Source organism: Mammaliicoccus sp. D-M19, assembly GCF_022386695.1.
GTDB classification, from domain to species: domain Bacteria; phylum Bacillota; class Bacilli; order Staphylococcales; family Staphylococcaceae; genus Mammaliicoccus; species Mammaliicoccus sciuri.
Genome location: NZ_JAJNHW010000003.1, coordinates 37,050 through 60,854, shown reverse-complemented (window position 1 = coordinate 60,854; position 23,805 = coordinate 37,050). Strand labels below are relative to the sequence as shown.

The following is a 23,805-nucleotide window of genomic DNA, read 5'->3' as shown; positions in this document are numbered from 1 at the left end:
CTTAATGTTTAACAATATATTGAACCGAGCGCCCCTGAAAATTCACCATTTTCAATGAAGTATGGTTTTAGACCTCTTAAAATCGTGTAATCAACGACGATATTTTTGAGTAGTTCATTTTTAACAAATGAAGATCCAATAAACACAACGTTTTCTGTATTGTACTGTCTTGCGGCATGAATGGATACGGTTGTGACTGTTTCTCCTACAATACCCATTACAGCTGCTAATCGATCAGCATTTGGAAATGCATCGTTCATATGTTGTAATACATGTCCAAAGTTAGCAGCAGTTAATTCTCCAGAAATAGGGGTGTTATCACCTTTATAAATATGTTTAACTTTTAAATCTATTTTATCTCGATCCCCATTTAAAGCTGTTTGAACAAGTTCATCATAATCACTAATTTGAGTCAGTAAATAACTTAAACCTTGTATCATACCACCACCAGCTCCTGTACCGCCTGCACGTTCTTGATGATCAGTAGTAGCGTAATGAATAGAAGTACCTGTACCGACATTCGAGAATATATATGTTTCAAGATCTATATTGTTCTCTTTTAAAAATATTTGAATTCCTTTATAAGTCGCATCAAATTCAATACTACGTTTTGCTTGATGTTTAATGCATGAGTCTAAGTATTGTGCTTTACCACCTGTAATCGATACTTGAACATCATCTAATTGATTTAACCAATCTGCAACTTGATCAATGTCAGTTGCTAACCATTTTTGATACGTTCTTTCATTATTTAATTCAGTTACGACTTTAATTAAAGTACCACCTGCATCAATACCAATTTTCACACGAACACCTCATCTAGAAAAGTAAATAATTATCGTTATTATACTATAAAAAATTGTATATGATAAATTAATGGTTTTTAGAAATATATTGCAAAAATTGTATAATTACATGATAAGATGATACCAAGTATAAATGAGGGAGGTTATATTTTGATTAGCATATACGAAATAAAGCCGAAATTTCAGCAACTATTAATGCCTATCGTTGACTGGATGAGAAAAATCGGAATGACACCAAATCAAGTTACAATATTAGCATTAGTGTTATCTATCGTAACGGGAATTATTTTAAGTATATTTCATGAAAACAAATGGATTTATATTTTAATGCCTATCGTGATGTTTGTAAGAATGGCTTTAAATGCAATTGATGGTGTAATGGCAAAAAAATATCAAATGAAATCTCATTTAGGGTTCTTGTTGAATGAATTAGGGGATGTTATAAGTGATTTATTTCTATTTATACCATTCGTGTTTATTGCTGAAGATTATGGAATAGGTATTATGTTGTTTATCAGTTTATCAATCATTAGTGAAATGGCTGGTGTAACTGTTCGAGTGATAGGTAGTTCAAGAAGATATGACGGTCCGATGGGTAAAAGTGACCGAGCATTTATTGTAGGTTTCATCAGTTTCTTGATTTTTGTTCATTTAAATATCATACCTTATTTACATTTTGTGTTTTATATTTGTTCAATACTCATGTTAATCAATATTTATAATCGAATAACAAATGGGTTGAAGGAGGTTAAATCATGAACTTAGGGAAGATATCTTCAGAAATGCTGATTGTTATGATTGGGGTATTTATCGTACTCGTATTATCCAGTTTGATTAGTATTTATTTAACGAAACGATATCCTGAAAAAGACTTCACTGAAATTAGATTAAGAATTAAATCATGGTGGAGTATGTGTATTATCTTTACAATCGCCTTAGTCATTCACTCTACTATGTCATTGATTTTTCTTGGCTTACTTTGTTTTTTAGCTTTGAAAGAGTACTTTTCTCTAATACCTACGAATCGTAGTCATAGAGCTGTATTATTCTGGGCGTACTTATCTATACCGATTCAATTTACATTTATCTATTTTGGGTTTTATGGCATGTTTATTATTTTTATACCGGTATATATGTTCTTATTTATACCGATACAAGCTATATTGATAGGTGAAACAAAAGGGTTTTTACAATCAATGGGATCTGTACAATGGGGCATGATGTTGATGGTGTTTAGTTTAAGTCATTTAGCATATTTAATTGTCTTACCTGGCGAAAAAAGTTCAGTACCCGGTGCGAGCCTTGTTTTATTTTTAGTTATATTAACGCAAGCAAATGATGTTTTTCAATTTCTGTTTGGTAAAGCATTTGGTAAACACAAAATTGTACCTAAAGTGAGTCCGAACAAGACTTGGGAAGGTTTTGTTGGAGGGATTATTTCAACGACAATTCTATCGTTATGTTTAGCACCATTATTAACGCCATTCACATTATTAGGCATGATTGTAGCAGGTTTATATATTAGTATTATGGGATTTGTGGGAGATGTGAATATTTCAGCTTTAAAAAGAGATTTAAATATTAAAGATACTTCTCAAACAATACCAGGTCATGGCGGTATTTTGGATAGAGTAGATTCTTTAACGTACACAGCACCACTCTTCTTCCACTTTGTAAGGTTCTTTTACTTTTAAGGGGTGAACCGATATGTTAAGACTCATTATATATACATGTATCATTAAGCCAATTATTTTAATTGTTTTAGGATTAAATATACGTAGACGAGAATGGTTACCTAAAAAAGGTCCTATTGTGATTATTGCCAATCATAATTCACATTTAGATACACTTGTACTACTTTCATTGTTTCAAGGAGAAGGGTTTAAGAAAGCACGACCTGTAGCAGCAGGTGATTATTTTCTAAAAAACAAACTATTAAAATGGTTTTCCATGAATATTATGAGAATCATACCAATAGAGCGAAAAATGACGAGAGATATTAAAGGATTATTTGAACCAATTGTTGATGCTTTAGATGAAGGTAGTATTATTATCTTATATCCGGAGGGAAGTAGAGGAGAACCTGAAAAGTTATCAAAGTATAAATCGGGCATTTATTATTTAATGAGAGAACGACCAAACATTCCTATACAACCTTTGTTTCTACATGGTTTAGGAAAATCATTACCAAAAGGCTCAAAACTATTTGTACCATTCTTTGTTGATATTTTTGTAGGGCGTCCATTTTTATTTAATGAGAATAGAAAAGCATTTATGGATGAGCTTAATGAACGAATGAATGAACTCAGAAATGAAGGTGATTTTAAAGAATGGTAATCATATTTATATGGGCTTTTCTTGAAGCAATTGTTTTCTTTATTATCCCTGATGTTGCTTTAACTTATTATGCAATCATGCAAAAAAGTAAATTTAAATTATTATGTGCAAATCTGATTGCAATTATAGGTGCAGTTCTAGGTGGTATCATCGTTTACATTATTTCAATTCAACATTTGCACTTTGTTGAAATAATCATGATTAAGATTCCTGGTATTCATCCTTATATGATAGAACATGTGATACATTCATTAGAATATAAAGGTGTGCTCGGATTAATAGAAGCACCTTTATTTGGTGTTCCATATAAACTTTATGCAATGATGAGCTATCACGAAGGTATATCATTTATTGTATTTATACTCGTAAGTTTCATTGCAAGACTCTTGAGATTTATATTAACGAGCTATCTAGCATATGTACTCAGTCATATTATGTTTAAAAACGTTAATCGATATATAAAAATATTACTATGGTTGATCGTATGGATAATCGTCTATTGGGTATATTTTTCGATCCATTCGTTTTAAATTATGAAGTTACGACAATCAAAAAGGCACCATTCATTAATTTAAACAATGAATGGTGCCTATTTTAATTATTTTTCTTCTTCTTCACGTTCTTCTAATGACTTAGAGAAATCTGTGTCATCATCTATATAAGTCATTTTGAAATGTTTAGATGGTTCTCTACGTAATGCTTTCATGATTGAGAACATCATTAAGAATAGTATAAAAGCGAATGGTAGACCGGCAACGACAGAAGCGGTTTGTAAACTTTCTAAACCACCTGCTAATGTCATGGCAACTGAAATTGCACCAATTAATATTCCCCAAACTAATTTATACTTGAATGGCGGTACGATTGAACCTTTATCAGACATACTTGATAAGATAAAAGTAGTTGAATCCGCACTTGTAACAAGGAACAAGAAGATTAATATTATTGCTAGAATACTTGTTGCTTCGTAAAATGGGAAGTTAGATAATAGAGAGAATAGTGCAACTGTATAATCTCCTTTGACATCTTCCGCAATAGAAGCACCTTTATTAATAACTAAATACATGGCCGTTCCACCGAAAGTGGCAATCCAACTAAATGAAATAAGTGGTGGAATAATTAACACACCAATTACAAATTCTCTAATCGTTCTGCCTCTTGATACTCTGGCTACAAATCCTCCGATAAATGGAGACCAAGCAATGACCCATGCCCAATAGAACACAGTCCATTGTTGAATCCAAGAATTGTCGCCTTCATAAGGATTTAATCTTAAACTATATTGTACAAAGTTTGTAATATAGTCACCTATAGCAACTGTAAATGTTTCAAATATAAATTGTGTCGGTCCTAAAATAAGTATAAATATAAGTAAAGCAAAACAAATAAATATGTTAGCATTACTTAGCCATTTAACACCTTTATTAAGACCTGATGCTGCTGATCCAAGAAATAGTACGGTCATAATGACGGTGATGATAATTTTAGTCCAATTATTATTGGGAATATCAAAAACATGATGAAGTCCGCCGCCAATTTGCATTATACCGAGACCAATTGAAGTGGCAATACCCATGACTGTTGCGACTATTGCTAGGATATCGATAATATTTCTGAATGGTTTTTTATAAGTTTCACCAAATACAGGTTCCATTGCTGTAGATATTAAACCGTCTCTTCTTTTTCTAAATTGGAAGTAAGCTACTATAAGCCCTGCCATTGCAAAGATAGACCATTGTGAAATGCCCCAATGGAAAAATGTATAACCCATTGCAAGTCGAGCTGATTCTAATGTAGAGCCATCTACTTCATTTGGAAGTGGTGATTTTAAGTAATGTGTCATTGGTTCAGCTACACCCCAGAATACAATCCCGACACCGAGACCAGCAGAGAATAACATGCCGACCCATGATATAAATGAGAATTCTGGTTCTTCGTCGTCTCTACCGAGTTTAAATCGACCAAACCTTGTTATGGCTAACCCAATTAAAAAAATATCTAAAACGAATACGATGATTAAGAATAACCATCCTGTACTGTTAGATATAAATGTATATAATATATTAGCGTATTTACCAAAACCATTTGGAAAAATTCCAGCAATTAAAGTCACTAATAATATAATAGACATTGATACCCAAAATACTAATGTTGTCTTATTATTATGCCTGTCTGTATTTTCTTTTGACTGTTTCATTAATATCCCCCTTTAAATTATGCAGTCTTATTTCTATTACCCTCATCCAAATCAAACTAACATGTGGATTATAATTACGTTTCCTAAGGTTCTTAATTGCGCATTGAATGTAAAATTCGTTATGATATATATAAACAAACGGAGGGATATCAATCATGAAAGCTAAATCATTCGGTGAAATCGTCATTAAACCATTTGAAGAACATATGAGAACGGCACTATATGATTTTGAATTAAATGAACGACAACAAATTTATTCTTCATTACCTAAAGAAGTGTTGGATGGTGCTATCGAAGATCCTGATAGAAGACCTAATGTCGTTGTAAATGAACAAGACGACATAGTTGGTTTCTTTGTATTGCATAAGTATTATCAACACGAAGGTTATGATACACCGCATAATGTTGTTTATATACGTTCATTATCAATCAATGAAAAGTATCAAGGAAATGGGTATGGCACGACTATAATGATGAATTTACCTGAGTATGTTCAACATGTGTTCCCTGATTTTGATCATTTATATTTAGTAGTAGATGCTGAAAATGAGGCAGCATGGAATTTATATGAAAGAGCTGGCTTTATGCATACAGCTACAAAAGAAGAAGGACCATTAGGTAAAGAACGATTATATTATTTAGATTTAGATTCAAAATATGTATCTTCATTGAAACTTGTATTAAATGAAGATGATTTAGATAATGAATTTGTCGATATACATTTAATGAAAGATAATCAAAAAGTAGGTATCATCGTATTAGAAGATAAAGATCACTATTTTGATATTCGTAGTATAGAAGTTGAAGAAGACGAAAGAAAAGAAGGTATCGCAGAGAGTGCTTTAAGACAGTTAAGTACTTTTGTTAGAAGAAGGTTTGAAGATAAGAAAGAAATACACATCACTTTATTCGGTTCGAACAATAAATTGAAACCGTTATGTGAGAAAGCACGATTTGTAGAAATACAAAAATCAGAGGACTATATTAAACTCATGAAATATATTAAGTATTAACTAACATTTGCTAAAAATCATCTTGTCAATTATAATCGTAAACTGTTATGATTATAAATATTAATGTGCGACAATAGTTCGATTGTTGAAAGGAAGAGTAAAGCATGAAATTAAAAGATTTCACAAAAGAAATGGTAGATGAGCATTCATTTATCGAAATGGCTTATATTTTATTAACAGAGAACGGTAAAGAAACAAACTTATATGATATGATAGACGAATTCAAAAGCTTAGGTAATTACACTGATTCAGAAATTGAGAATCGTATTTTACAATTTTATACGGACTTAAATACTGATGGACGCTTCTTAAGTGTGGGTGAGAATATTTGGGGACTTCGTGACTGGTATTCAGTTGACGATATCGAAGAAAAAATCGCACCAACAATTCAAAAATTCAATGTTCTAGATGAAGACGATGAAGCTGATTCAGAAATTTCATTATTAGGGGAAGAAGACAAAACTAAAGAACTTGATATTACAATTGATCAAGATGATGAAGAAGGTTTAAATGATCCTGAAGACCCTGAAGATGAAGAAGTAGAAGATGAATTAGATGAAGCTGGTCTTGTTGTAGATGAAGAAGACGAAGATGAGGAAGACGAAGAAGACGAATTTTAATTGACTTTTCTTTAAAAGATGGTAATATTTTATTTGGGCTCCTTTAAATAGGACAATCGTATAAATATAGCGCTCCCTCCTTACATTTTTAACAATGTAAGTGGGAGCGTTTTTTATTTTTTAAAAAATAAATGGAGGTACAAACATGACAAAGTTCATATTCGTAACAGGTGGCGTAGTATCGTCTCTTGGTAAAGGTATTACAGCAGCATCACTAGGGAGATTACTTAAAAATAGAGGATTAAATGTAACGATTCAAAAGTTTGACCCATACTTAAATGTTGATCCAGGTACAATGAGTCCATATCAACATGGTGAAGTTTTTGTAACTGAAGATGGAGCAGAAACAGACTTAGATTTAGGACATTATGAAAGATTTATTGATATTAATCTTAATAAATATTCAAATGTAACAGCAGGTAAAGTTTATTCTCACGTACTTAAAAAAGAAAGACGTGGCGATTTCTTAGGTGGTACAGTCCAAGTTATCCCGCATATTACAAATGAAATTAAATCAAGATTATTAATGGCTGGCGAAAGTACAAATGCTGATGTTGTGATTACTGAAATTGGTGGTACAACAGGTGATATTGAATCTTTACCATTTATAGAAGCAATTAGACAAATCAAGAGTGATCTTGGTCGTGAAAATGTTATGTACATCCATTGTACGTTACTTCCATATATTAAAGCTGCTGGTGAAATGAAGACAAAACCAACACAACATAGTGTAAAAGAGTTAAGAGGTTTAGGTATTCAACCAGATTTAATTGTGGTACGTACTGAGTATGAAATGACTCAAGATTTAAGAGATAAAATTGCATTATTCTGTGACATTAACAAACGTGCAGTCATTGAATGTAGAGATGCTGATACGTTATATCAAATTCCATTAGCATTAAAAGAACAACATATGGATGATATCGTCATTGAAAGATTAGACTTAGAAGCTGCACCAGAAGCCGAATTAACAGAGTGGAACCAATTATTAGACACTGTTCGTAATTTAGAAGGATCAGTGAAAATTGGTTTAGTAGGTAAATATGTTAGCTTACAAGATGCATACTTATCAGTTGCTGAAGCATTAAAACATGCTGGTTATGATTTTAAATCAGACGTTGAAATTAAATGGATTGACTCTGAAAAATTAAACGAAACAAACTATCAAAAAGAACTTGCAGATGTAGATGGTATTTTAGTACCTGGTGGATTTGGAGATAGAGGTGTAGAAGGTAAGATATTAGCAATTCAATATGCACGTGAAAATAACGTACCATACTTAGGTATTTGTTTAGGTATGCAATTAGCAACAGTAGAATTTGCTAGAAACGTAGTTGGATTAAACGATGCACATTCAGCTGAATTAGATCCAAACACACCATACCCAATTATCGATTTATTACCAGAACAAAAAGACATCGAAGATTTAGGCGGAACATTAAGATTAGGCGTTTACCCATGTAAAATTGAAGAAGGTACAATTGCACATAAAGTCTATGGTGAATTAGAAGTAGACGAAAGACACCGTCACCGTTATGAATTTAATAATGAATATCGCGAAAGATTAGAAGAAAAAGGTATGAAATTCTCAGGAACAAGCCCAGATGGTAGATTAGTAGAAATCGTAGAATTAGAAAATCACCCATGGTTTGTAGCATGTCAATTCCATCCAGAATTCTTATCTAGACCAACACGTCCACAAAAATTATTCAGAGGATTTGTAGAAGCAAGTATTCAAAATAAATAATATATATAAAGCGCCCTTTATCCTAATACTTTTTCAAGTATTTAAGATAGAGGGCACTTTTTGTGGGATTATATAATTGAAGATTATAGTATGCTGCGTTGTGAACACTTTTGGGTAAACTTGTTCGTAACGGGTGTGTTGTGAACACTTCTGGCCAAACTTGTTCATAACGGGTGCGGTAATTACAAAAGTCCGAGGAAATGTAACTAAGGAGGCTGTTAGTAACAAAAGTCAGCGGAATTGTAATTAAGGAGGCTGTTAGTAACAAAAGTCAGCGGAAATGTAACTAAGGAGGCCCATAGTAACAAAAGTCCGAGGAAATGTAACTAAGGAGGCCCATAGTAACAAAAGTCAGCGGAAATGTAACTAAGGAGGCCCATAGTAACAAAAGTCCGAGGAAATGTAACTAAGGAAGTCTTTAATTACAAAACTCATATGAATTGTAACTAAGGCAGCCTATAGTAACAAAAGTCGGCGGAAATGTAACTAAGGAGGCCCATAGTAACAAAAGTCCGAGGAAATGTAACTAAGAAAGTCTTTAATTACAAAACTCATATGAATTGTAACTAAAACCTCCATTATCCACCAACTCATAAAACTCAACCCCATTATCTACTATTACTAGATTTCTTCATTTAAATCTTGTGTAATCTCGTGCATTTCAGCAAACATGATATAATATATATAATTTAAAGCCATAAGATGTGGGGTAATAATTTTACTGTAATCAGCGGTTGGAACGATTGCTCTTGGTGTTGATAAGTCAATATAATGCATAAGTGCTTCATGTGTTTTATTGTCTTTATCTTTATTAGCTATTACGACAAAATCTATATCGTATTCGTTTAATTTTGTAATCCATTCGTTGAGTTCTTCAGTAAAGGAAGTTCCGGCTAATAATACACGGTCAGTAGAGTCGATCTTTTTGATTTCATCTAAAGTATTGAGTGTTTCTGAATGTGGTAAGCTTTCGTTACTGTCAGTCATAAATGCTTGAAAATGATTGATTTCGTCGAAAGTTTTAATGCGTATTTTGCCTTCACCGTTTGCCGCTTGCATAAGCAGTTGGGATGCAATTTCAATTTCTTCAATTTGGGCATCTATTTTACTAAATATGCCGTTTAATTGTGTATTAAATATTTTAAGCAATTTGTATTCTCCTTATTAACGTCATTAAATTTATTTTATAGAAAAAGTGGGGTATCTTCAATGGATGTACTTATTATAGATGATGAAAAGAATATTAGACAATTATTAAAAGAAATTATGGAATTAAATCATTTTAATGTAGATACTGCTAAAAATGGAGCGGAGGGCATTGAATTATTTCATAAAAATACTTATAAACTGATTTTTATAGATAAAAGAATGCCTGGAATTTCTGGAGAAGAAGTGTTTGCTGAAATTAGAAAATCTGATAAAAATATACCAGTTTATATCATTTCAGCATTTCAATCATCTACCGAGTTAAAAGTTTTAAAAAAAGGGAATATTACAGGCGTGCTAATGAAGCCGTTTACAATTGAAGAAGTTATGAAAATTGTAAGAAAACATTTAGGATAGGGCTTTCAAAAGGTGCATATGTTCACAAAGTTTGATATAATAATTTTGTAAATAATTCGTGCCTTGCACATTAGGAGGAAACTCAATGCCTTTAGTTTCAATGAAAGAAATGTTAATTAAAGCAAAAGAAAATGGTTATGCTGTTGGTCAATACAACATCAATAACTTAGAATTTACACAAGCTATTCTTCAAGCTTCACAAGAAGAAAATGCTCCTGTTATCCTTGGTGTATCTGAAGGAGCTGGACGTTATATCGGTGGTTTCAAAACTGTCGTTAAAATCGTTGAAGGTTTAATTGAAGATTACAACATTACAATTCCAGTTGCTATTCACCTTGACCACGGTTCAAGTTTCGAAAAATGTAAAGAAGCTATCGATGCTGGATTCACTTCAGTAATGATCGATGCATCTCACCACCCATTCGAAGAAAACATCGAAATTACTTCTAAAGTAGTTGAATATGCTCATGCTAACGGTGTTTCTGTTGAAGCTGAATTAGGAACTGTTGGTGGACAAGAAGATGACGTAGTTGCAGAAGGCGTTATCTATGCTGATCCTAAAGAATGTCAAGAATTAGTTGAAAGAACCGGTATTGATACTTTAGCTCCTGCATTAGGTTCAGTACACGGACCTTACAAAGGTGAACCAAACTTAGGTTTCAAAGAAATGGAAGAAATCGGTGCTTCAACTGGTTTACCATTAGTATTACACGGTGGTACTGGTATCCCAACTCACGATATCAAAAAAGCTATCACTTTCGGTACAGCTAAAATCAACGTTAACACTGAAAACCAAATCGCATCTGCTAAAGCAGTTCGTGAAGTGTTAAATAACGACAGCGAAGTTTACGATCCACGTAAATACTTAGGACCTGCTCGTGAAGCAATTAAAGCAACAGTTAAAGGTAAAATCCAAGAATTTGGTACTTCTAACCAAGCTTAATTTTAATTAAATTCAAACTACTACAAGCATCGTGCTTGTAGTAGTTTTTTCTGTTTTTAAAGAAAAATTGAATATTTATTCAATACGTTTACTCAATTTATTTTAATGTCAAAAATTTAAAATTTGATACTTCTTTCGTAGTAAATTATGTCATTTCTATTTACTTTTTATGTTTTTGCGTTTATCTTATTGAATAGTATATAATGGAAATAATTATCTATTCATGTTGAGAGAGTATGCATTCTCTAAGACGATGAAGTAAAGGAGTAAACATATGTCTCAAGAAGTTATAAAAATAAATGGTGGCAAAAAATTAAATGGTAAAGTGCAAATAAGTGGTGCTAAAAATAGTGCAGTTGCACTTATTCCAGCAAGTTTAATGGCGAATGATGTTGTGACATTAGATGGACTACCAGATATTTCAGATGTCAAAACTTTAATGAGCCTACTTGGTGATTTAAATATAAAAACAGAATTAAATGGTGATCAGCTTGTCGTTGATTCAAGCGATGCAGTGAATCTCCCTTTACCTAACAATAAAGTACAATCTTTAAGAGCATCTTATTATATGATGGGTGCTATGCTTGGACGTTTTAAAAAATGTGTAATTGGTTTACCTGGTGGTTGTCCTTTAGGCCCTAGACCAATTGACCAACATATTAAAGGTTTTGAAGCACTAGGTGCAAAAGTAACAAACGAACAAGGTGCGATGTATTTAATAGCAGAAGAATTAGTTGGTGCTAAAATATTTATGGATGTTGTTAGCGTTGGTGCAACGATCAATATTATGTTAGCAGCTTCTTTAGCAAAAGGTAAAACAGTAATTGAAAACGCAGCGAAAGAACCGGAAATTGTTGATGTTGCGACATTATTAAATAATATGGGCGCTAAAATTAGAGGTGCAGGTACAGATACATTGAAAATTGAAGGTGTAGAATCCTTGCATGGTACGAAACATACAATTATTCCTGATAGAATAGAAGCAGGTACATACATGTGTGCAGCAGCAGCCATGGGTGAAGAAGTGTACATCGAGAATATCATTCCTTTACATTTAGAACCATTAATCGCTAAATTAAGAGAGATGGGTACTGAAATCGATTTAGGTGAAGATTCGGTCTTAATTAAAGGTAAAGATGAATATAAACCAGTTGATATACAAACTGCTGTTTATCCTGGATTTGCGACAGATTTACAACAACCGTTCACACCTTTATTATTAAAAGCAAATGGTCAAAGTAAAATAACAGAAACAATTTATCCTGCAAGATTTAAACATGTTGATGAATTGATTAGAATGGGTGCTAATGTGAATTTAGAAAACGGGACAGCTATTTATTACCCATCTAAATTGACAGGCGCAAGTGTAGCAGCAAGTGATTTAAGAGCAGGTGCATCTTTATTAATTGCTGGTTTAATCTCTGAAGGTGTTACAACTGTATATAATGTGAAGCATATCCATAGAGGATATAGCGGTATTGTTGAAAAATTAAAAGCACTCGGTGCTGATATTTGGACTGAAACCGTATAACAAGTATAAAATATATACTTTGTATATAAAGTGTAGTATAATGGCAATATAGAAGTTAAAGAGGTGAGTAACATGGAAGTATGTCCTTATTTGGAAGAAACTTTTAAAGTAATAGGACGCAGTTGGAATGGTTTAATACTTAATTATTTGTCACGTTGTGATGAACGTTCGGCTCATTTTTCTGATATGAAAAGAGACTTAAGACGTATTACACCTAGAGCATTATCTCTTAAATTAACTGAATTAAGTGATTGGGGATTAGTTGAGAAGAAAGTTGTTACAACAACGCCTCTATCAGTTGAATATCATTTAACAACTAAAGGATACGAATTAGCACAAGCGCTTGTACCATTAGAAGAGTGGGCACAAAAAAATGTGGAATTGCAAGAAAATCATTCCTAAACGAATTGAATATTATAAAGTACCCGTCAATGCGATGAAACTCATTTCGTTGGCGGGTGTTTTATTTGTTTGAAATTTAAATTATTCAATTCCCAAACAGATTATTTTAATTATGACTATCATCCATACTATAATAAACAATGTAACAAATATAAAGGAGTAGATAATTCATGAGACAAGATATCAAGCAATATATAAATGGCGAATGGGTTGAAAGTCATAGTGGAAAAACATTAGATGTTATAAACCCTGCTACAGAAGAAGTAATGGGTAAAATTGCTGCAGGTAACAAACAAGATGTTGATGACGCTGTAGCTGCCGCTAAAAAAGTGTACGTGAAATTTAGAAATACTTCTTTAGAAGAAAGAAAAGCTTTACTAGAAAGAATTGCAGATGAATACGAAAATAGAAAAGAAGATTTAATAGATGTTATGACGGATGAGCTTGGCTCACCAATTGAAAAATCAGAATCTGTTCATTATCAAATGGGCTTAAATCATTTTAGAGAAGCAAGTAAAGCAATCGATTCAATTCAATTTGAAGAACGTCGTGGTGATGATTTAGTTATTAAAGAAGCTATCGGTGTTTCTGGATTAGTAACACCATGGAACTTCCCAACTAACCAAACATCATTAAAATTAGCTGGTGCATTTGCTGCAGGTTCACCTGTAGTCTTAAAACCATCTGAAGAAACACCATTTGCAGCAATTATTTTAGCTGAAATATTTGAAAAAGCTGGCGTGCCTAAAGGTGTGTTCAACTTAGTCAATGGTGATGGCCAAAGTGTTGGTGATCCATTAAGTTCACATCCTGATGTACGTATGATGTCATTTACGGGTTCTGGCCCAACTGGTAGAAAAATTATGGAAAACTCTGCTAAAGACTTCAAAAAAGTATCATTAGAACTAGGTGGTAAATCACCATTAGTAGTGTTAGATGACGTAGATATCGAAGAAGCAGCTAAAGGTGCAGTTGCTAAATTCGTACAAAATACTGGTCAAGTTTGTACAGCAGGTACGCGTACATTAGTACCAGAAAGTATTAAAGATGAATTTATCGCAGCAGCTAAAAAAGCAATTGAAAATGTTAAAGTTGGTAATCCTAGAGAAGCTGGCCAAGATGCTGGTCCAGTTGTATCTAAAAAACAATTTGATACAGTTCAAAGCTATATTCAAAAAGGTATCGATGAAGGTGCAACATTATTACATGGTGGTGTTGGTAAACCAGACGGCCTTGAAAAAGGTTACTTCGTTAAACCAACATTATTTACTGATGTAACAAATGATATGACAATTGCTCAAGAAGAAATCTTCGGTCCAGTAGGTACAATTATTACTTATAAAGACTTAGATGAAGCAATTGAAATTGCTAATGATACAATTTATGGTTTAGCAGCATATGTATATGGTAAAGATTTAGAACGTGTAAGAGAAGTTGCTAAAGCATTAGAAGCAGGTACTGTGGAAATTAATGATGCAGGTAGAAAACCTAATTTACCATTCGGTGGTTATAAACAATCAGGTATTGGTAGAGAATGGGGCGACTATGGAATTGAAGAATTCTTAGAAATTAAAGCAATTCCAGGTTATTTTAAAGAATAGTAAAATTACAAAATATAATATATTTTTGAGACTGGAACATTTAGGTGTTTCAGTCTTTTTGTATGATGGTTATTATTGTTTAAAAAAGTGAAATATTTTAACATAATTTATATATAACTTATTTTGTCATCTTCATAAAAAAATGCTATAGTTTAAAGGCAGATTATAAATCTGATAAAAATGAATGAGATTTTTAAGAAATGGGTGTCATAAAAATGGCTGAAAGAGTTAGAACAAGTCCTCAGTATGAATCGTTTCACGAATTATACAAGAACTATACAACTAAAGAATTAACATCAAAGGCAAAAGAACTGAGAATAACAAATTATAGTAAATTAAATAAAAAAGAACTTGTCTTAGCAATTATGGAAGCTCAAATGGAAAAAGACGGCAACTATTATATGGAAGGTATCTTAGATGATATTCAACCTGATGGTTATGGCTTTTTACGTACCGTTAACTATTCTAAAGGTGAAAAAGATATTTATATATCTGCTAGCCAAATTAGACGCTTTGAGATTAAAAAAGGTGACAAAGTAACTGGTAAAGTTAGAAAACCTAAAGAAAACGAAAAGTATTACGGATTGTTACAAGTTGACTTTGTAAATGATCAAAATGCAGAAGAAGTTAAAAAAAGACCACACTTTCAAGCGTTAACCCCTCTATACCCACAACAACGTATCCAATTAGAAACTACAAGTAAAAATTATTCAACTAGAATTATGGATTTAATTACGCCAATAGGTCTAGGACAACGTGGAATGATTGTAGCGCCACCTAAAGCTGGTAAGACATCATTACTTAAAGAAATTGCTAATGCTATCGCAATTAACCAACCAAAAGCGAAATTATTTGTATTATTAATTGGGGAACGTCCAGAAGAAGTAACGGATATTGAACGTTCTGTTGAACAAGCTGAAGTCGTTAACTCAACATTCGATGAGCCGCCAGAACATCATGTTAAAGTGGCTGAATTATTACTTGAAAGAGCTAAACGTCTTGTTGAAATCGGTGAAGACGTAATTATATTAATGGATTCATTAACAAGATTAGCAAGAGCATATAACTTAGTCGTGCCACCAAGTGGTAGAACATTATCAGGTGGTTTAGATCCAGCGTCCCTTCATAGACCTAAACATTTCTTCGGAGCTGCTAGAAATATTGAAGCGGGTGGCAGTTTAACAATTTTAGCGACTGCATTAGTTGAAACAGGTTCTCGTATGGACGATATGATTTATGAAGAATTTAAAGGTACAGGTAATATGGAACTTCACTTAGATCGTAAATTGTCTGAGAAGAGAGTGTTCCCTGCAATTGATATTAGAAGAAGTTCAACACGTAAAGAAGAATTGCTATTAGATAAAGAAGAACTTGAAATGATTTGGCAGTTACGTAATTTATTTACTGATTCAAATGATTTCTCTGAAAGATTTATTAGAAAGTTAAAACGCACGAATTCTAACGAAGAATTCTTTGAAGTCTTAAGAAAATCTATGGTCGATAGTGCCAAGACTGGTAAACCGATTATATAAATTTAAGGTTGCATTTTAATTCTTCAACATATATAATATGTAAGTATTGAGTGAATAAGTCACAAATAAACTCTGTTCCAGATGGTTCAGGGCAAAGGAGCTGAAAAAAATGAAACAAGGAATTCATCCAGAGTATAATAAAGTTATCTTTTTAGATACAACTACAGACTTCAAATTCTTAAGTGGTTCAACACGTACTTCAAATGAAACTATGGAATGGGAAGATGGAAACGAATACCCAGTTATCCGTTTAGATATCTCTTCAGATTCACATCCATTCTATACAGGACGTCAAAAATTCGCATCTGCGGATGGTCGTGTGGAACGCTTCAACAAAAAATTTGGTTTCAAATCAAACAACTAATTATGAAGCGAATCAAGCATCCTTTTATAAAGGGTGCTTTTTTTTTGTAAAAATTAATAAATAAGTAAAAATAATATGATATAATTAAGCGATTATGTTGAAAAAGGTGGATAAGTAATATGTACGAAAATTACCATTCCGGATGGATAGAATGTATTTGCGGAAGTATGTTTAGTGGTAAGTCAGAAGAGCTTATAAGACGTCTGAGAAGAGGTTTATATGCGAAACAAAATGTAAAAGTATTTAAGCCATCTATTGATAATCGATATAGTGAAGAAGCTGTAGTATCTCATAATGGAAATCAACTTGATGCAATCAGCATAGAACATTCTAGTCAAATATTAAAATATGATTTACAAGGCATCGATATTATTGGAATAGATGAAGTCCAATTTTTTGATAATGAAATCGTAAGCGTAGCACAAAAGTTAGCAGAAGAAGGCTATCGAGTTGTTGTAGCTGGATTAGATATGGACTTTAAAGGTGTGCCATTCGAACCAATGCCTGAAATGATGGCAGTTGCGGAAATTGTTACGAAATTACAAGCGGTATGTGCAGTATGTGGATCTCCATCAAGTCGAACACAAAGACTTATTAATGGTGAACCTGCCCATATTGACGATCCGATTATTTTAGTAGGTGCTGACGAAAGTTATGAACCAAGATGTAGAGATCATCATATAATTAGAACTGAAATAAGGAGTGATATAAATGTTTGATCAATTAGAAATTGTTGAAAATAGATATGAACAATTAAATGAATTACTTAGTGATCCGGATGTCGTTTCGGATACAGACAAGCTAAGAAAATATTCAAAAGAACAATCTGACTTACAAAAGACAGTTGATGTATATAGAACTTATAAATCTGTTAAAGGTGACATTGAAGATGCTAAATTAATGTTAAACGAAACAACAGATAAAGAAGAACAAGATATGTTGAAAGAAGAAATTAATAGTCTTACTAAACGTGTACCTGAATTAGAATCTGAATTAAAATTCCTACTTATTCCTAAAGACCCTAACGATGATAAGAACGTTATTATGGAAATTCGTGGCGCAGCAGGTGGAGATGAAGCGGCTATTTTCGCAGGCGACTTATTCAGAATGTATTCAAGATTTGCTGAAGCACATGGCTACAAAATTGACGTTGTTGAAGAGAATATTAGTGACCATGGTGGCTATAAAGAAGTCAGCTTTTCTATTCAAGGAAACGGTGCATTCAGTAAACTTAAATATGAAAATGGCGCACACCGTGTACAACGTGTACCAGAAACTGAATCAGGTGGACGTATTCATACTTCTACAGCAACAGTTGCAGTATTACCAGAAGCTGAAGATGTTGAAATTGATATTAGATCTGAAGATTTAAAAATCGAAACATACCGTTCTAGTGGTTCTGGTGGTCAGCACGTCAATACGACAGACTCAGCTGTACGTATTACACATTTACCAACTGGTATTGTTGCGACATCATCTGAAAAATCTCAAATTAAGAACCGTGAAAAAGCATTTAAAGTATTGAAAGCCAGAGTTTACGATATGATGGTTCAAGAAGAAAATGCTAAATATGCTGAAAAAAGAAAGTCAGCTGTTGGTACAGGAGATCGTTCAGAAAGAATTAGAACGTATAACTATCCTCAAAACAGAGTAACTGACCATCGTATAGGATTAACTTTACAGAAGTTAGATCAAATTATGGAAGGTAAAGTTGACGAAATTATCGATGCATTAACGTTGCATGAACAAACGGAAAAATTGGAAGAATTGAATAATGGCCAATTATAATTTTCAACAGTTACTAAATGAAACTTATGATGGATTATCAGCACGAGGGTTTGAAACCTCTCGTGCTGATTGGTTATTAGAGGATATTTCGGGTATGTCTAGAACGCAAATTGCCATGAATTTAAATCAAGATGTACCTTCTAATATTTTGGATGCTTATTTAAATAGTAGAGAACGTATGTATGAAGGTGAGCCCGTACAATATATTGCAGGTTTCGCAGAATTTTATGGTAGAAAGTTCAAAGTGAACCAACATGTATTAATACCTAGACCAGAAACAGAAGAACTTGTCTATCAAACATTACAAATGATTCAGAACAAGCAAGTAGTCGTATGTGACATAGGAACAGGTACAGGTGCTATTGCGATCACGCTGAAAAAAGAGCGACCTGATTTATCTGTTATCGCGACTGATATTAGTGAAGAAGCACTATCAATTGCCAAAACAAATGCATCAACACTTGAAGCACCGATAGAATTTCTAAAGGGTAAATCTTTAGAACCGCTGATTAAAGAAAATATTAAAGTGGATGTGCTCGTTTCAAATCCACCGTACATTTCATATGAAGAACAAAAAGAAATGTCTGATACTGTCTTAAATTATGAACCACATTTGGCTTTATTTGCTGAAGATGATGGCTTAGCGATATATAAAGATATTATTCTAAGTTTAGAACACGTTATGTCAGATAATGGACTCGTCATTTTTGAAATTGGTCATTTGCAAGGTGAGATATTAAAAGACTTTATTCAAATCCATTTGAATGTTGAAGATGTAAAAATCATTCAAGATATAAATCAAAACAATCGTATGATACAATTTAATTGGAATAATCAATAGAAGTTATGCACATTTAACGGGAGTTATCCACGTTGTGTGGATAACTTTTGTTTTAATACAATAAATGCTTTAAAGAAGGGAAGAAATGCATTGGAAACAAATGTTTGGGATGTGCGTAAGTATGTTCATAACTTACAAAGTTATCCACAAATCGATGAGATTATTGCAGGATATCATCTAAATAAATTGATTGCTTTACCAACTGAAACGGTATATGGATTAGGTGCTAATGCAAAAGATGAAGAAGCAGTTAAAGAAATATATGTAGCAAAAGGTAGACCGTCTGATAATCCACTTATTGTACATATACATGATAAATCTCAATTAAATGACTTCACCCAAAATATATCTAAAGAAACTGAAATTTTAATGGATGCTTTTTGGCCAGGACCCATTTCTTTTATTGTTCCTTACAAGTCAGGATTTTTAAGTGATCGTGTTACGGGTGGTTTACAATCTGTTGCTGTACGCATGCCAAGTCATCATGTCGGTAGAGCAGTTCTACAATTAACAAATTTACCTATTGCGGCACCAAGTGCAAACATAAGTGGACGACCTTCACCAACTAAATTTGAACATGTTAAACATGATTTGGATGGAAGAATATATGGCATCATTCAAGCAGAAGATATTGATGAAGGTATAGAAAGTACTGTAATAGATTGTACTAGTTATCCATTTAAAATTGCACGACCTGGTTCAATAACAATAGAGATGATTAATAAAGTGCTGCCAAACAGTATTATTAACGAAAAGTTAGATCTGGAAAAACCAATTGCGCCAGGTATGAAATATAAACATTATGCACCTTCGCAACCTGTAACATTAATAGAAGGTGGTATTACAAAACAAATGAGTTTGTCTGATGATATTTCTAAAAAGATAGCAGTAATAGGTCCTAAAAGTATTGAGCCATTAATCTCAGAACAAATGACTTTTATACCGCTTGGTAGAGATGTTTCAGATATTAAAGGTGCGCATCACGATTTGTATGATGCTTTGCGAATAGCAGATCAACTTACAAATATTGATGAAATTTATATAAGTGGCTACGAAAGAAATGACGATACGATCGCACTAATGAATAGAATTGATAAAGCAAGTGGTCATAATATTAAAGGAGAAGATGAATTGTGAAAATAGTTTTTGTATGTACAGGCAACACTTGTAGAAGTCCATTGGCTGAAGCGATAGCCAAAGATATTAAACCTGAATATAATATTCAATCTAGAGGCATTTCAGCTTTTGATGGGACACCAATATCTCCGCAATCAATGGATATCATCTTTAAAAATGATTTGCCCATACCTGATACTGCCAAACAATTTTCAGAGCAAGATTTAGATGCTGATATTATCTTAACCATGACTGAAACTCATAAAATGATTCTAGAATCACAATATAAACATCACAACATTCATTCAATAAAGCAATACGTAAGAGGCGAAAAGGGAGATGTCTCAGATCCCTTTGGTCAGTCACAAATCATTTATCAAAATACTTACGAAGAATTGAGAGCACTGATTGAAGATTTATTACAAAGTAATTAAGAATTCAAATAATTTGCAGAATTGCTATAACACACATAGAAAATAAGTTATAATATTATAGTATAAACAAATTGGGAGGTGGGAAGATGAAAGTAGCTATTGCAGCAGACCATGGTGGCTATGAATACAAAGAAGCAATCAAACAATTACTTGATGAAATGAACATTGAATATAAAGATTTTGGTACACATAAAGGTGAGTCGGTAGATTATCCAGATTATGCAAGACCAGTATCTGAAAGTGTTGCTGATGGAACGTTTGATAAAGGAATTTTGATTTGTGGAACTGGAATTGGTATGTCTATCGCTTCGAATAAAGTAAAGGGGATTCGTTGTGCACTTGTGCATGATGTTTTTACTGCTGAAGTGACGAGACAACATAACGATTCTAATGTATTAGCAATGGGCCAACGTGTTATAGGTGAAGGTTTAGCACTTCTCATCGTCAAGACTTGGTTGACAAGTGAATTCGAAGGCGGTAGGCACCAAAGACGTATAGACAAGATTGAAGGCGGTTGTTCATGAAAGAAGATTTAAAACAATTGTTGAATGAACTTAAGTCTATTGATTTCTTTAACAATCAAGAACTATGCATCATTGGGTGTTCTACATCAGAAGTTAAAGGTTCAAAGATAGGTTCAGATGGTTCGATTGATGTCGCTAAGGTTATTTATGAAAGTCTTGATTTTATACATAAAGAGACAGGTGTTCACTTTGCGTTTCAAGGTTGCGAACATATTAACCGTGCAATAACAATCGAGCGAGAAATATTTGATCCTTATACAATGACTGAAGTTTCTGTTGTACCACAAGCCAATGCTGGAGGTAGTTTGTCAACTTATGCATACCAACACATGAAAGACCCAATAGTTGTTGAACACATTCAATGCGATAAAGGTATTGATATTGGTCAAACACTAATTGGTATGCATTTAAAGCACGTCGCAGTACCTGTATCAATTGAAACTAAGCGCATTGGAGAAGCTATTGTTACAATAGCTAAGAGTCGTCCTAAATTAATAGGTGGCGAAAGAGCAAAGTATTAAATTCTTAAAAGTGAGGGATTGTACATGTCATTAATTAAAAAGCAAGACGAAGAACTTTTCAAAGCAATGGAAAAAGAGTTTGATAGACAAAATAATAATATCGAACTTATAGCATCAGAGAACTTTGTTTCTGAAACAGTAATGGAAGCACAAGGTTCTGTATTAACTAACAAATATGCAGAAGGTTACCCAGGTCGTCGTTATTATGGTGGCTGTGAATACGTTGATATCGTTGAAGATTTAGCACGCGATAGAGCTAAACAACTTTTCGGTGGAGAACACGTAAATGTACAACCTCATTCAGGATCACAAGCAAATATGGCTGTATATTTTGTAGCTTTAGAACCGGGTGATACTGTACTTGGAATGAACTTAAGTCATGGTGGACATTTAACTCATGGAGCAAAAGTTAACTTCAGTGGTAAGTTATATAACTTTGTAGAGTATGGTGTTTCTGAAGAAAATGAACAAATTGACTATGAAGAAATCTTGAGAGTTGCAAAAGAAGCGCAACCTAAATTAATCGTAGCAGGTGCTTCAGCTTATCCAAGACAAATTGATTTTAAGAAATTCAAAGAAATAGCAGATGAAGTTGGCGCTAAATTAATGGTTGATATGGCTCATATCGCTGGTTTAGTAGCAGCAGGTTTACATCAGAACCCTGTTGATTATGCTGACTTTGTAACAACGACAACACACAAAACATTAAGAGGACCAAGAGGCGGCATGATTTTCTGTAAAGAAGAATATGCTAAAGAAATTGATAAAACAATTTTCCCTGGTATTCAAGGTGGTCCATTAATGCATGTTATCGCTGGTAAGGCAGTTTCATTTGGTGAAGCATTACAACCAGAATTTAAGGAATATCAAAAACAAGTAATTAAGAATGCTCAGAAATTAGCAGCAACTCTAGAAGAAGAAGGTTTAAGAATTGTATCAGGCGGTACTGATAATCATCTTATCTGTGTAGATGTTAAAGGTTCTCTAGGCATTACTGGTAAATTAGCTGAGAATGCTTTAGATGAAGTTGGTATTACATGTAACAAGAACACAATTCCATTTGATCAAGAAAAACCTTTCGTAACAAGTGGTATTCGTTTAGGTACACCAGCAGTAACATCTCGCGGATTTGATGAGGAAGCAGTTGAAGAAGTAGGTAGAATTATAGCACTTGTGCTTAAAAATCCAGAAGATGAACAAACATTAAAAGAGGCACATGAACGCGTATTGTCACTAACTTCTAAGTTTCCACTTTACAACAAATAAATATTTATTGGAGGCTAGACTTATGGGTAAAGTACACGTTTTTGATCATCCATTAATTCAGCATAAGTTGAGTTATATTCGTGATCGTAAAACTGGCACTAAAGAGTTTAGAGAGCTTGTCGATGAAGTCGGTATGCTTATGGCGTATGAAGTTACGAGAGATTTTGAAACACAAGATGTTGAAATCGAAACACCCGTAACTAAGATGAACGCTCAAAGATTATCTGGTAAGAAATTAGCACTTATTCCTATTTTACGTGCTGGCCTTGGAATGACAGATGGTATTATGAAACTCGTTCCAGCTGCTAGAGTAGGGCATGTAGGGTTATATCGTGATCCAGAAACTTTAGAAGCGGTAGAATATTTTGTGAAATTACCACAAGATATTGAAGAAAGAGAAATTATTGTAGTAGATCCTATGCTTGCTACAGGTGCATCAGCAATCGAAGCGATTCAATCATTAAAGAATCGTGGAGCAAATAAAATACGTTTTATGGGCTTAATTGCTGCACCTGAAGGGGTTAAAGCATTACAAGAAGCACATGAAGACGTAGATATTTATATTGCTGCATTAGACGAAAAATTAGATGACCATGCATACATTACACCTGGTTTAGGTGATGCAGGTGATCGATTATTTGGCACTAAATAGATAATAG

General features: G+C 33.2%; 26 protein-coding genes. 23 read left to right on the top strand and 3 right to left on the bottom strand.

The genetic code is table 11. From position 1 onward, the window contains the following. Window positions 1–8: 8 nt before the first annotated feature. The gene (gene coaW, locus LQ675_RS08385; protein WP_107601768.1) at window positions 9–806 is read right to left on the bottom strand and encodes a type II pantothenate kinase; all 798 of its coding nucleotides are present in this window, start codon (window positions 804–806) and stop codon (window positions 9–11) included. A gap of 150 nt (window positions 807–956) precedes the next feature. Here coaW and LQ675_RS08380 point away from each other — a divergent pair, with 150 nt between their 5' ends. Genes LQ675_RS08380 through LQ675_RS08365 form a run of 4 tightly spaced genes read left to right on the top strand, consistent with a single transcriptional unit; the run spans window position 957 to window position 3,673 of the window. Then, entirely contained in the window at window positions 957–1,565 is a 609-nt protein-coding gene (locus LQ675_RS08380; protein WP_197738484.1) for a CDP-alcohol phosphatidyltransferase family protein, read from the top strand. Further along, the gene (locus LQ675_RS08375; protein WP_075578115.1) at window positions 1,562–2,500 is read left to right on the top strand and encodes a phosphatidate cytidylyltransferase; all 939 of its coding nucleotides are present in this window, start codon (window positions 1,562–1,564) and stop codon (window positions 2,498–2,500) included. Before LQ675_RS08380 ends, LQ675_RS08375 begins: the two co-directional genes overlap by 4 nt. A 13-nt stretch (window positions 2,501–2,513) precedes the next feature. Then, window positions 2,514–3,143 carry a lysophospholipid acyltransferase family protein gene (locus LQ675_RS08370; protein ID WP_048540950.1) on the top strand — a complete coding sequence of 210 codons (630 nt, stop codon included), beginning with the start codon at window positions 2,514–2,516 and terminating at the stop codon, window positions 3,141–3,143. Then, window positions 3,137–3,673: a YqaA family protein gene (locus LQ675_RS08365; RefSeq protein ID WP_088592226.1), complete on the top strand. Its 537-nt coding sequence runs from the start codon at window positions 3,137–3,139 to the stop codon at window positions 3,671–3,673. The genes LQ675_RS08370 and LQ675_RS08365 overlap by 7 nt, the downstream gene beginning before the upstream one ends. 68 nt (window positions 3,674–3,741) lie before the next feature. On the opposite strand, the gene LQ675_RS08360 is transcribed toward LQ675_RS08365, so the two are convergent. Beyond that, window positions 3,742–5,340 (bottom strand): BCCT family transporter, encoded by a 1,599-nt coding sequence (locus tag LQ675_RS08360; RefSeq protein WP_048540946.1) that lies wholly within the window; start codon window positions 5,338–5,340, stop codon window positions 3,742–3,744. A gap of 152 nt (window positions 5,341–5,492) precedes the next feature. On the opposite strand from LQ675_RS08360, the gene LQ675_RS08355 reads away from it, so the two are divergent. From LQ675_RS08355 to LQ675_RS08345, 3 genes are all read left to right on the top strand, one after another. Beyond that, a complete protein-coding gene (locus LQ675_RS08355; protein ID WP_167388713.1) occupies window positions 5,493–6,353 on the top strand; it encodes a GNAT family N-acetyltransferase in 861 nt (286 codons plus the stop codon). Between the two features lie 104 nt (window positions 6,354–6,457). Then, a complete protein-coding gene (gene rpoE / locus LQ675_RS08350; RefSeq protein ID WP_048540943.1) occupies window positions 6,458–6,973 on the top strand; it encodes a DNA-directed RNA polymerase subunit delta in 516 nt (171 codons plus the stop codon). Between the two features lie 145 nt (window positions 6,974–7,118). Beyond that, entirely contained in the window at window positions 7,119–8,720 is a 1,602-nt protein-coding gene (locus LQ675_RS08345) for a CTP synthase (RefSeq protein WP_025904459.1), read from the top strand. 621 nt (window positions 8,721–9,341) lie between these two features. On the opposite strand, the gene LQ675_RS08340 is transcribed toward LQ675_RS08345, so the two are convergent. Next, the gene (locus LQ675_RS08340; protein ID WP_048540939.1) at window positions 9,342–9,869 is read right to left on the bottom strand and encodes a DUF2529 family protein; all 528 of its coding nucleotides are present in this window, start codon (window positions 9,867–9,869) and stop codon (window positions 9,342–9,344) included. 60 nt (window positions 9,870–9,929) lie between these two features. On the opposite strand from LQ675_RS08340, the gene LQ675_RS08335 reads away from it, so the two are divergent. From LQ675_RS08335 to upp, 16 genes are all read left to right on the top strand, one after another. Then, a complete protein-coding gene (locus LQ675_RS08335) occupies window positions 9,930–10,283 on the top strand; it encodes a response regulator (RefSeq protein WP_048540937.1) in 354 nt (117 codons plus the stop codon). A gap of 85 nt (window positions 10,284–10,368) precedes the next feature. Beyond that, a complete protein-coding gene (gene fdaB / locus LQ675_RS08330) occupies window positions 10,369–11,226 on the top strand; it encodes a class IIb fructose-bisphosphate aldolase FdaB (RefSeq protein ID WP_025904462.1) in 858 nt (285 codons plus the stop codon). A gap of 274 nt (window positions 11,227–11,500) precedes the next feature. After that, window positions 11,501–12,757 (top strand): UDP-N-acetylglucosamine 1-carboxyvinyltransferase, encoded by a 1,257-nt coding sequence (locus LQ675_RS08325; RefSeq protein ID WP_048540934.1) that lies wholly within the window; start codon window positions 11,501–11,503, stop codon window positions 12,755–12,757. Between the two features lie 72 nt (window positions 12,758–12,829). Beyond that, window positions 12,830–13,159, top strand: a complete 330-nt coding sequence (locus LQ675_RS08320; RefSeq protein ID WP_025904464.1) for a winged helix-turn-helix transcriptional regulator — start codon at window positions 12,830–12,832, stop codon at window positions 13,157–13,159. A 170-nt stretch (window positions 13,160–13,329) separates the two neighbouring features. Continuing rightward, window positions 13,330–14,760 (top strand): aldehyde dehydrogenase family protein, encoded by a 1,431-nt coding sequence (locus LQ675_RS08315; RefSeq protein ID WP_075578111.1) that lies wholly within the window; start codon window positions 13,330–13,332, stop codon window positions 14,758–14,760. 215 nt (window positions 14,761–14,975) lie between these two features. Beyond that, window positions 14,976–16,292 (top strand): transcription termination factor Rho, encoded by a 1,317-nt coding sequence (rho, locus tag LQ675_RS08310; protein ID WP_048540930.1) that lies wholly within the window; start codon window positions 14,976–14,978, stop codon window positions 16,290–16,292. A 109-nt stretch (window positions 16,293–16,401) separates the two neighbouring features. Then, window positions 16,402–16,656 carry a type B 50S ribosomal protein L31 gene (locus LQ675_RS08305; RefSeq protein ID WP_025904467.1) on the top strand — a complete coding sequence of 85 codons (255 nt, stop codon included), beginning with the start codon at window positions 16,402–16,404 and terminating at the stop codon, window positions 16,654–16,656. A 119-nt stretch (window positions 16,657–16,775) separates the two neighbouring features. After that, the gene (locus LQ675_RS08300) at window positions 16,776–17,375 is read left to right on the top strand and encodes a thymidine kinase (protein ID WP_025904468.1); all 600 of its coding nucleotides are present in this window, start codon (window positions 16,776–16,778) and stop codon (window positions 17,373–17,375) included. Next, a complete protein-coding gene (gene prfA, locus LQ675_RS08295) occupies window positions 17,368–18,444 on the top strand; it encodes a peptide chain release factor 1 (RefSeq protein WP_048540928.1) in 1,077 nt (358 codons plus the stop codon). The genes LQ675_RS08300 and prfA overlap by 8 nt, the downstream gene beginning before the upstream one ends. Beyond that, on the top strand, window positions 18,431–19,285 hold the full coding sequence (gene prmC / locus LQ675_RS08290; protein WP_048540925.1) for a peptide chain release factor N(5)-glutamine methyltransferase: 855 nt from the start codon (window positions 18,431–18,433) through the stop codon (window positions 19,283–19,285). The genes prfA and prmC overlap by 14 nt, the downstream gene beginning before the upstream one ends. A 90-nt stretch (window positions 19,286–19,375) precedes the next feature. After that, on the top strand, window positions 19,376–20,422 hold the full coding sequence (locus tag LQ675_RS08285) for an L-threonylcarbamoyladenylate synthase (protein WP_107601770.1): 1,047 nt from the start codon (window positions 19,376–19,378) through the stop codon (window positions 20,420–20,422). After that, window positions 20,419–20,835: a low molecular weight protein arginine phosphatase gene (locus LQ675_RS08280; RefSeq protein WP_048540922.1), complete on the top strand. Its 417-nt coding sequence runs from the start codon at window positions 20,419–20,421 to the stop codon at window positions 20,833–20,835. Before LQ675_RS08285 ends, LQ675_RS08280 begins: the two co-directional genes overlap by 4 nt. A gap of 86 nt (window positions 20,836–20,921) precedes the next feature. Next, window positions 20,922–21,359, top strand: a complete 438-nt coding sequence (rpiB, locus tag LQ675_RS08275; RefSeq protein ID WP_025904473.1) for a ribose 5-phosphate isomerase B — start codon at window positions 20,922–20,924, stop codon at window positions 21,357–21,359. After that, window positions 21,356–21,880 (top strand): TIGR01440 family protein, encoded by a 525-nt coding sequence (locus LQ675_RS08270; protein WP_048540920.1) that lies wholly within the window; start codon window positions 21,356–21,358, stop codon window positions 21,878–21,880. The genes rpiB and LQ675_RS08270 overlap by 4 nt, the downstream gene beginning before the upstream one ends. Window positions 21,881–21,904: 24 nt before the next feature. Next, the gene (gene glyA, locus LQ675_RS08265) at window positions 21,905–23,146 is read left to right on the top strand and encodes a serine hydroxymethyltransferase (RefSeq protein WP_075578110.1); all 1,242 of its coding nucleotides are present in this window, start codon (window positions 21,905–21,907) and stop codon (window positions 23,144–23,146) included. Window positions 23,147–23,168: 22 nt separating this feature from the next. Continuing rightward, on the top strand, window positions 23,169–23,798 hold the full coding sequence (upp, locus tag LQ675_RS08260; protein ID WP_025904476.1) for a uracil phosphoribosyltransferase: 630 nt from the start codon (window positions 23,169–23,171) through the stop codon (window positions 23,796–23,798). Window positions 23,799–23,805: the final 7 nt, after the last annotated feature.

Bases quoted from the DNA above. Each gene is read 5' to 3' on its own strand.
- LQ675_RS08375 (WP_075578115.1), top strand. From the start codon at position 1,562: ATGAACTTAGGGAAGATATCTTCAGAAATGCTGATTGTTATGATTGGG.
- LQ675_RS08370 (WP_048540950.1), top strand. From the start codon at position 2,514: ATGTTAAGACTCATTATATATACATGTATCATTAAGCCAATTATTTTA.
- LQ675_RS08365 (WP_088592226.1), top strand. From the start codon at position 3,137: ATGGTAATCATATTTATATGGGCTTTTCTTGAAGCAATTGTTTTCTTT.
- LQ675_RS08360 (WP_048540946.1), bottom strand. From the start codon at position 5,340: ATGAAACAGTCAAAAGAAAATACAGACAGGCATAATAATAAGACAACA.
- rpoE (WP_048540943.1), top strand. From the start codon at position 6,458: ATGAAATTAAAAGATTTCACAAAAGAAATGGTAGATGAGCATTCATTT.
- LQ675_RS08345 (WP_025904459.1), top strand. From the start codon at position 7,119: ATGACAAAGTTCATATTCGTAACAGGTGGCGTAGTATCGTCTCTTGGT.
- LQ675_RS08335 (WP_048540937.1), top strand. From the start codon at position 9,930: ATGGATGTACTTATTATAGATGATGAAAAGAATATTAGACAATTATTA.
- fdaB (WP_025904462.1), top strand. From the start codon at position 10,369: ATGCCTTTAGTTTCAATGAAAGAAATGTTAATTAAAGCAAAAGAAAAT.
- LQ675_RS08325 (WP_048540934.1), top strand. From the start codon at position 11,501: ATGTCTCAAGAAGTTATAAAAATAAATGGTGGCAAAAAATTAAATGGT.
- LQ675_RS08320 (WP_025904464.1), top strand. From the start codon at position 12,830: ATGGAAGTATGTCCTTATTTGGAAGAAACTTTTAAAGTAATAGGACGC.
- LQ675_RS08315 (WP_075578111.1), top strand. From the start codon at position 13,330: ATGAGACAAGATATCAAGCAATATATAAATGGCGAATGGGTTGAAAGT.
- rho (WP_048540930.1), top strand. From the start codon at position 14,976: ATGGCTGAAAGAGTTAGAACAAGTCCTCAGTATGAATCGTTTCACGAA.
- LQ675_RS08305 (WP_025904467.1), top strand. From the start codon at position 16,402: ATGAAACAAGGAATTCATCCAGAGTATAATAAAGTTATCTTTTTAGAT.
- LQ675_RS08300 (WP_025904468.1), top strand. From the start codon at position 16,776: ATGTACGAAAATTACCATTCCGGATGGATAGAATGTATTTGCGGAAGT.
- prfA (WP_048540928.1), top strand. From the start codon at position 17,368: ATGTTTGATCAATTAGAAATTGTTGAAAATAGATATGAACAATTAAAT.
- prmC (WP_048540925.1), top strand. From the start codon at position 18,431: ATGGCCAATTATAATTTTCAACAGTTACTAAATGAAACTTATGATGGA.
- rpiB (WP_025904473.1), top strand. From the start codon at position 20,922: ATGAAAGTAGCTATTGCAGCAGACCATGGTGGCTATGAATACAAAGAA.
- LQ675_RS08270 (WP_048540920.1), top strand. From the start codon at position 21,356: ATGAAAGAAGATTTAAAACAATTGTTGAATGAACTTAAGTCTATTGAT.
- glyA (WP_075578110.1), top strand. From the start codon at position 21,905: ATGTCATTAATTAAAAAGCAAGACGAAGAACTTTTCAAAGCAATGGAA.
- upp (WP_025904476.1), top strand. From the start codon at position 23,169: ATGGGTAAAGTACACGTTTTTGATCATCCATTAATTCAGCATAAGTTG.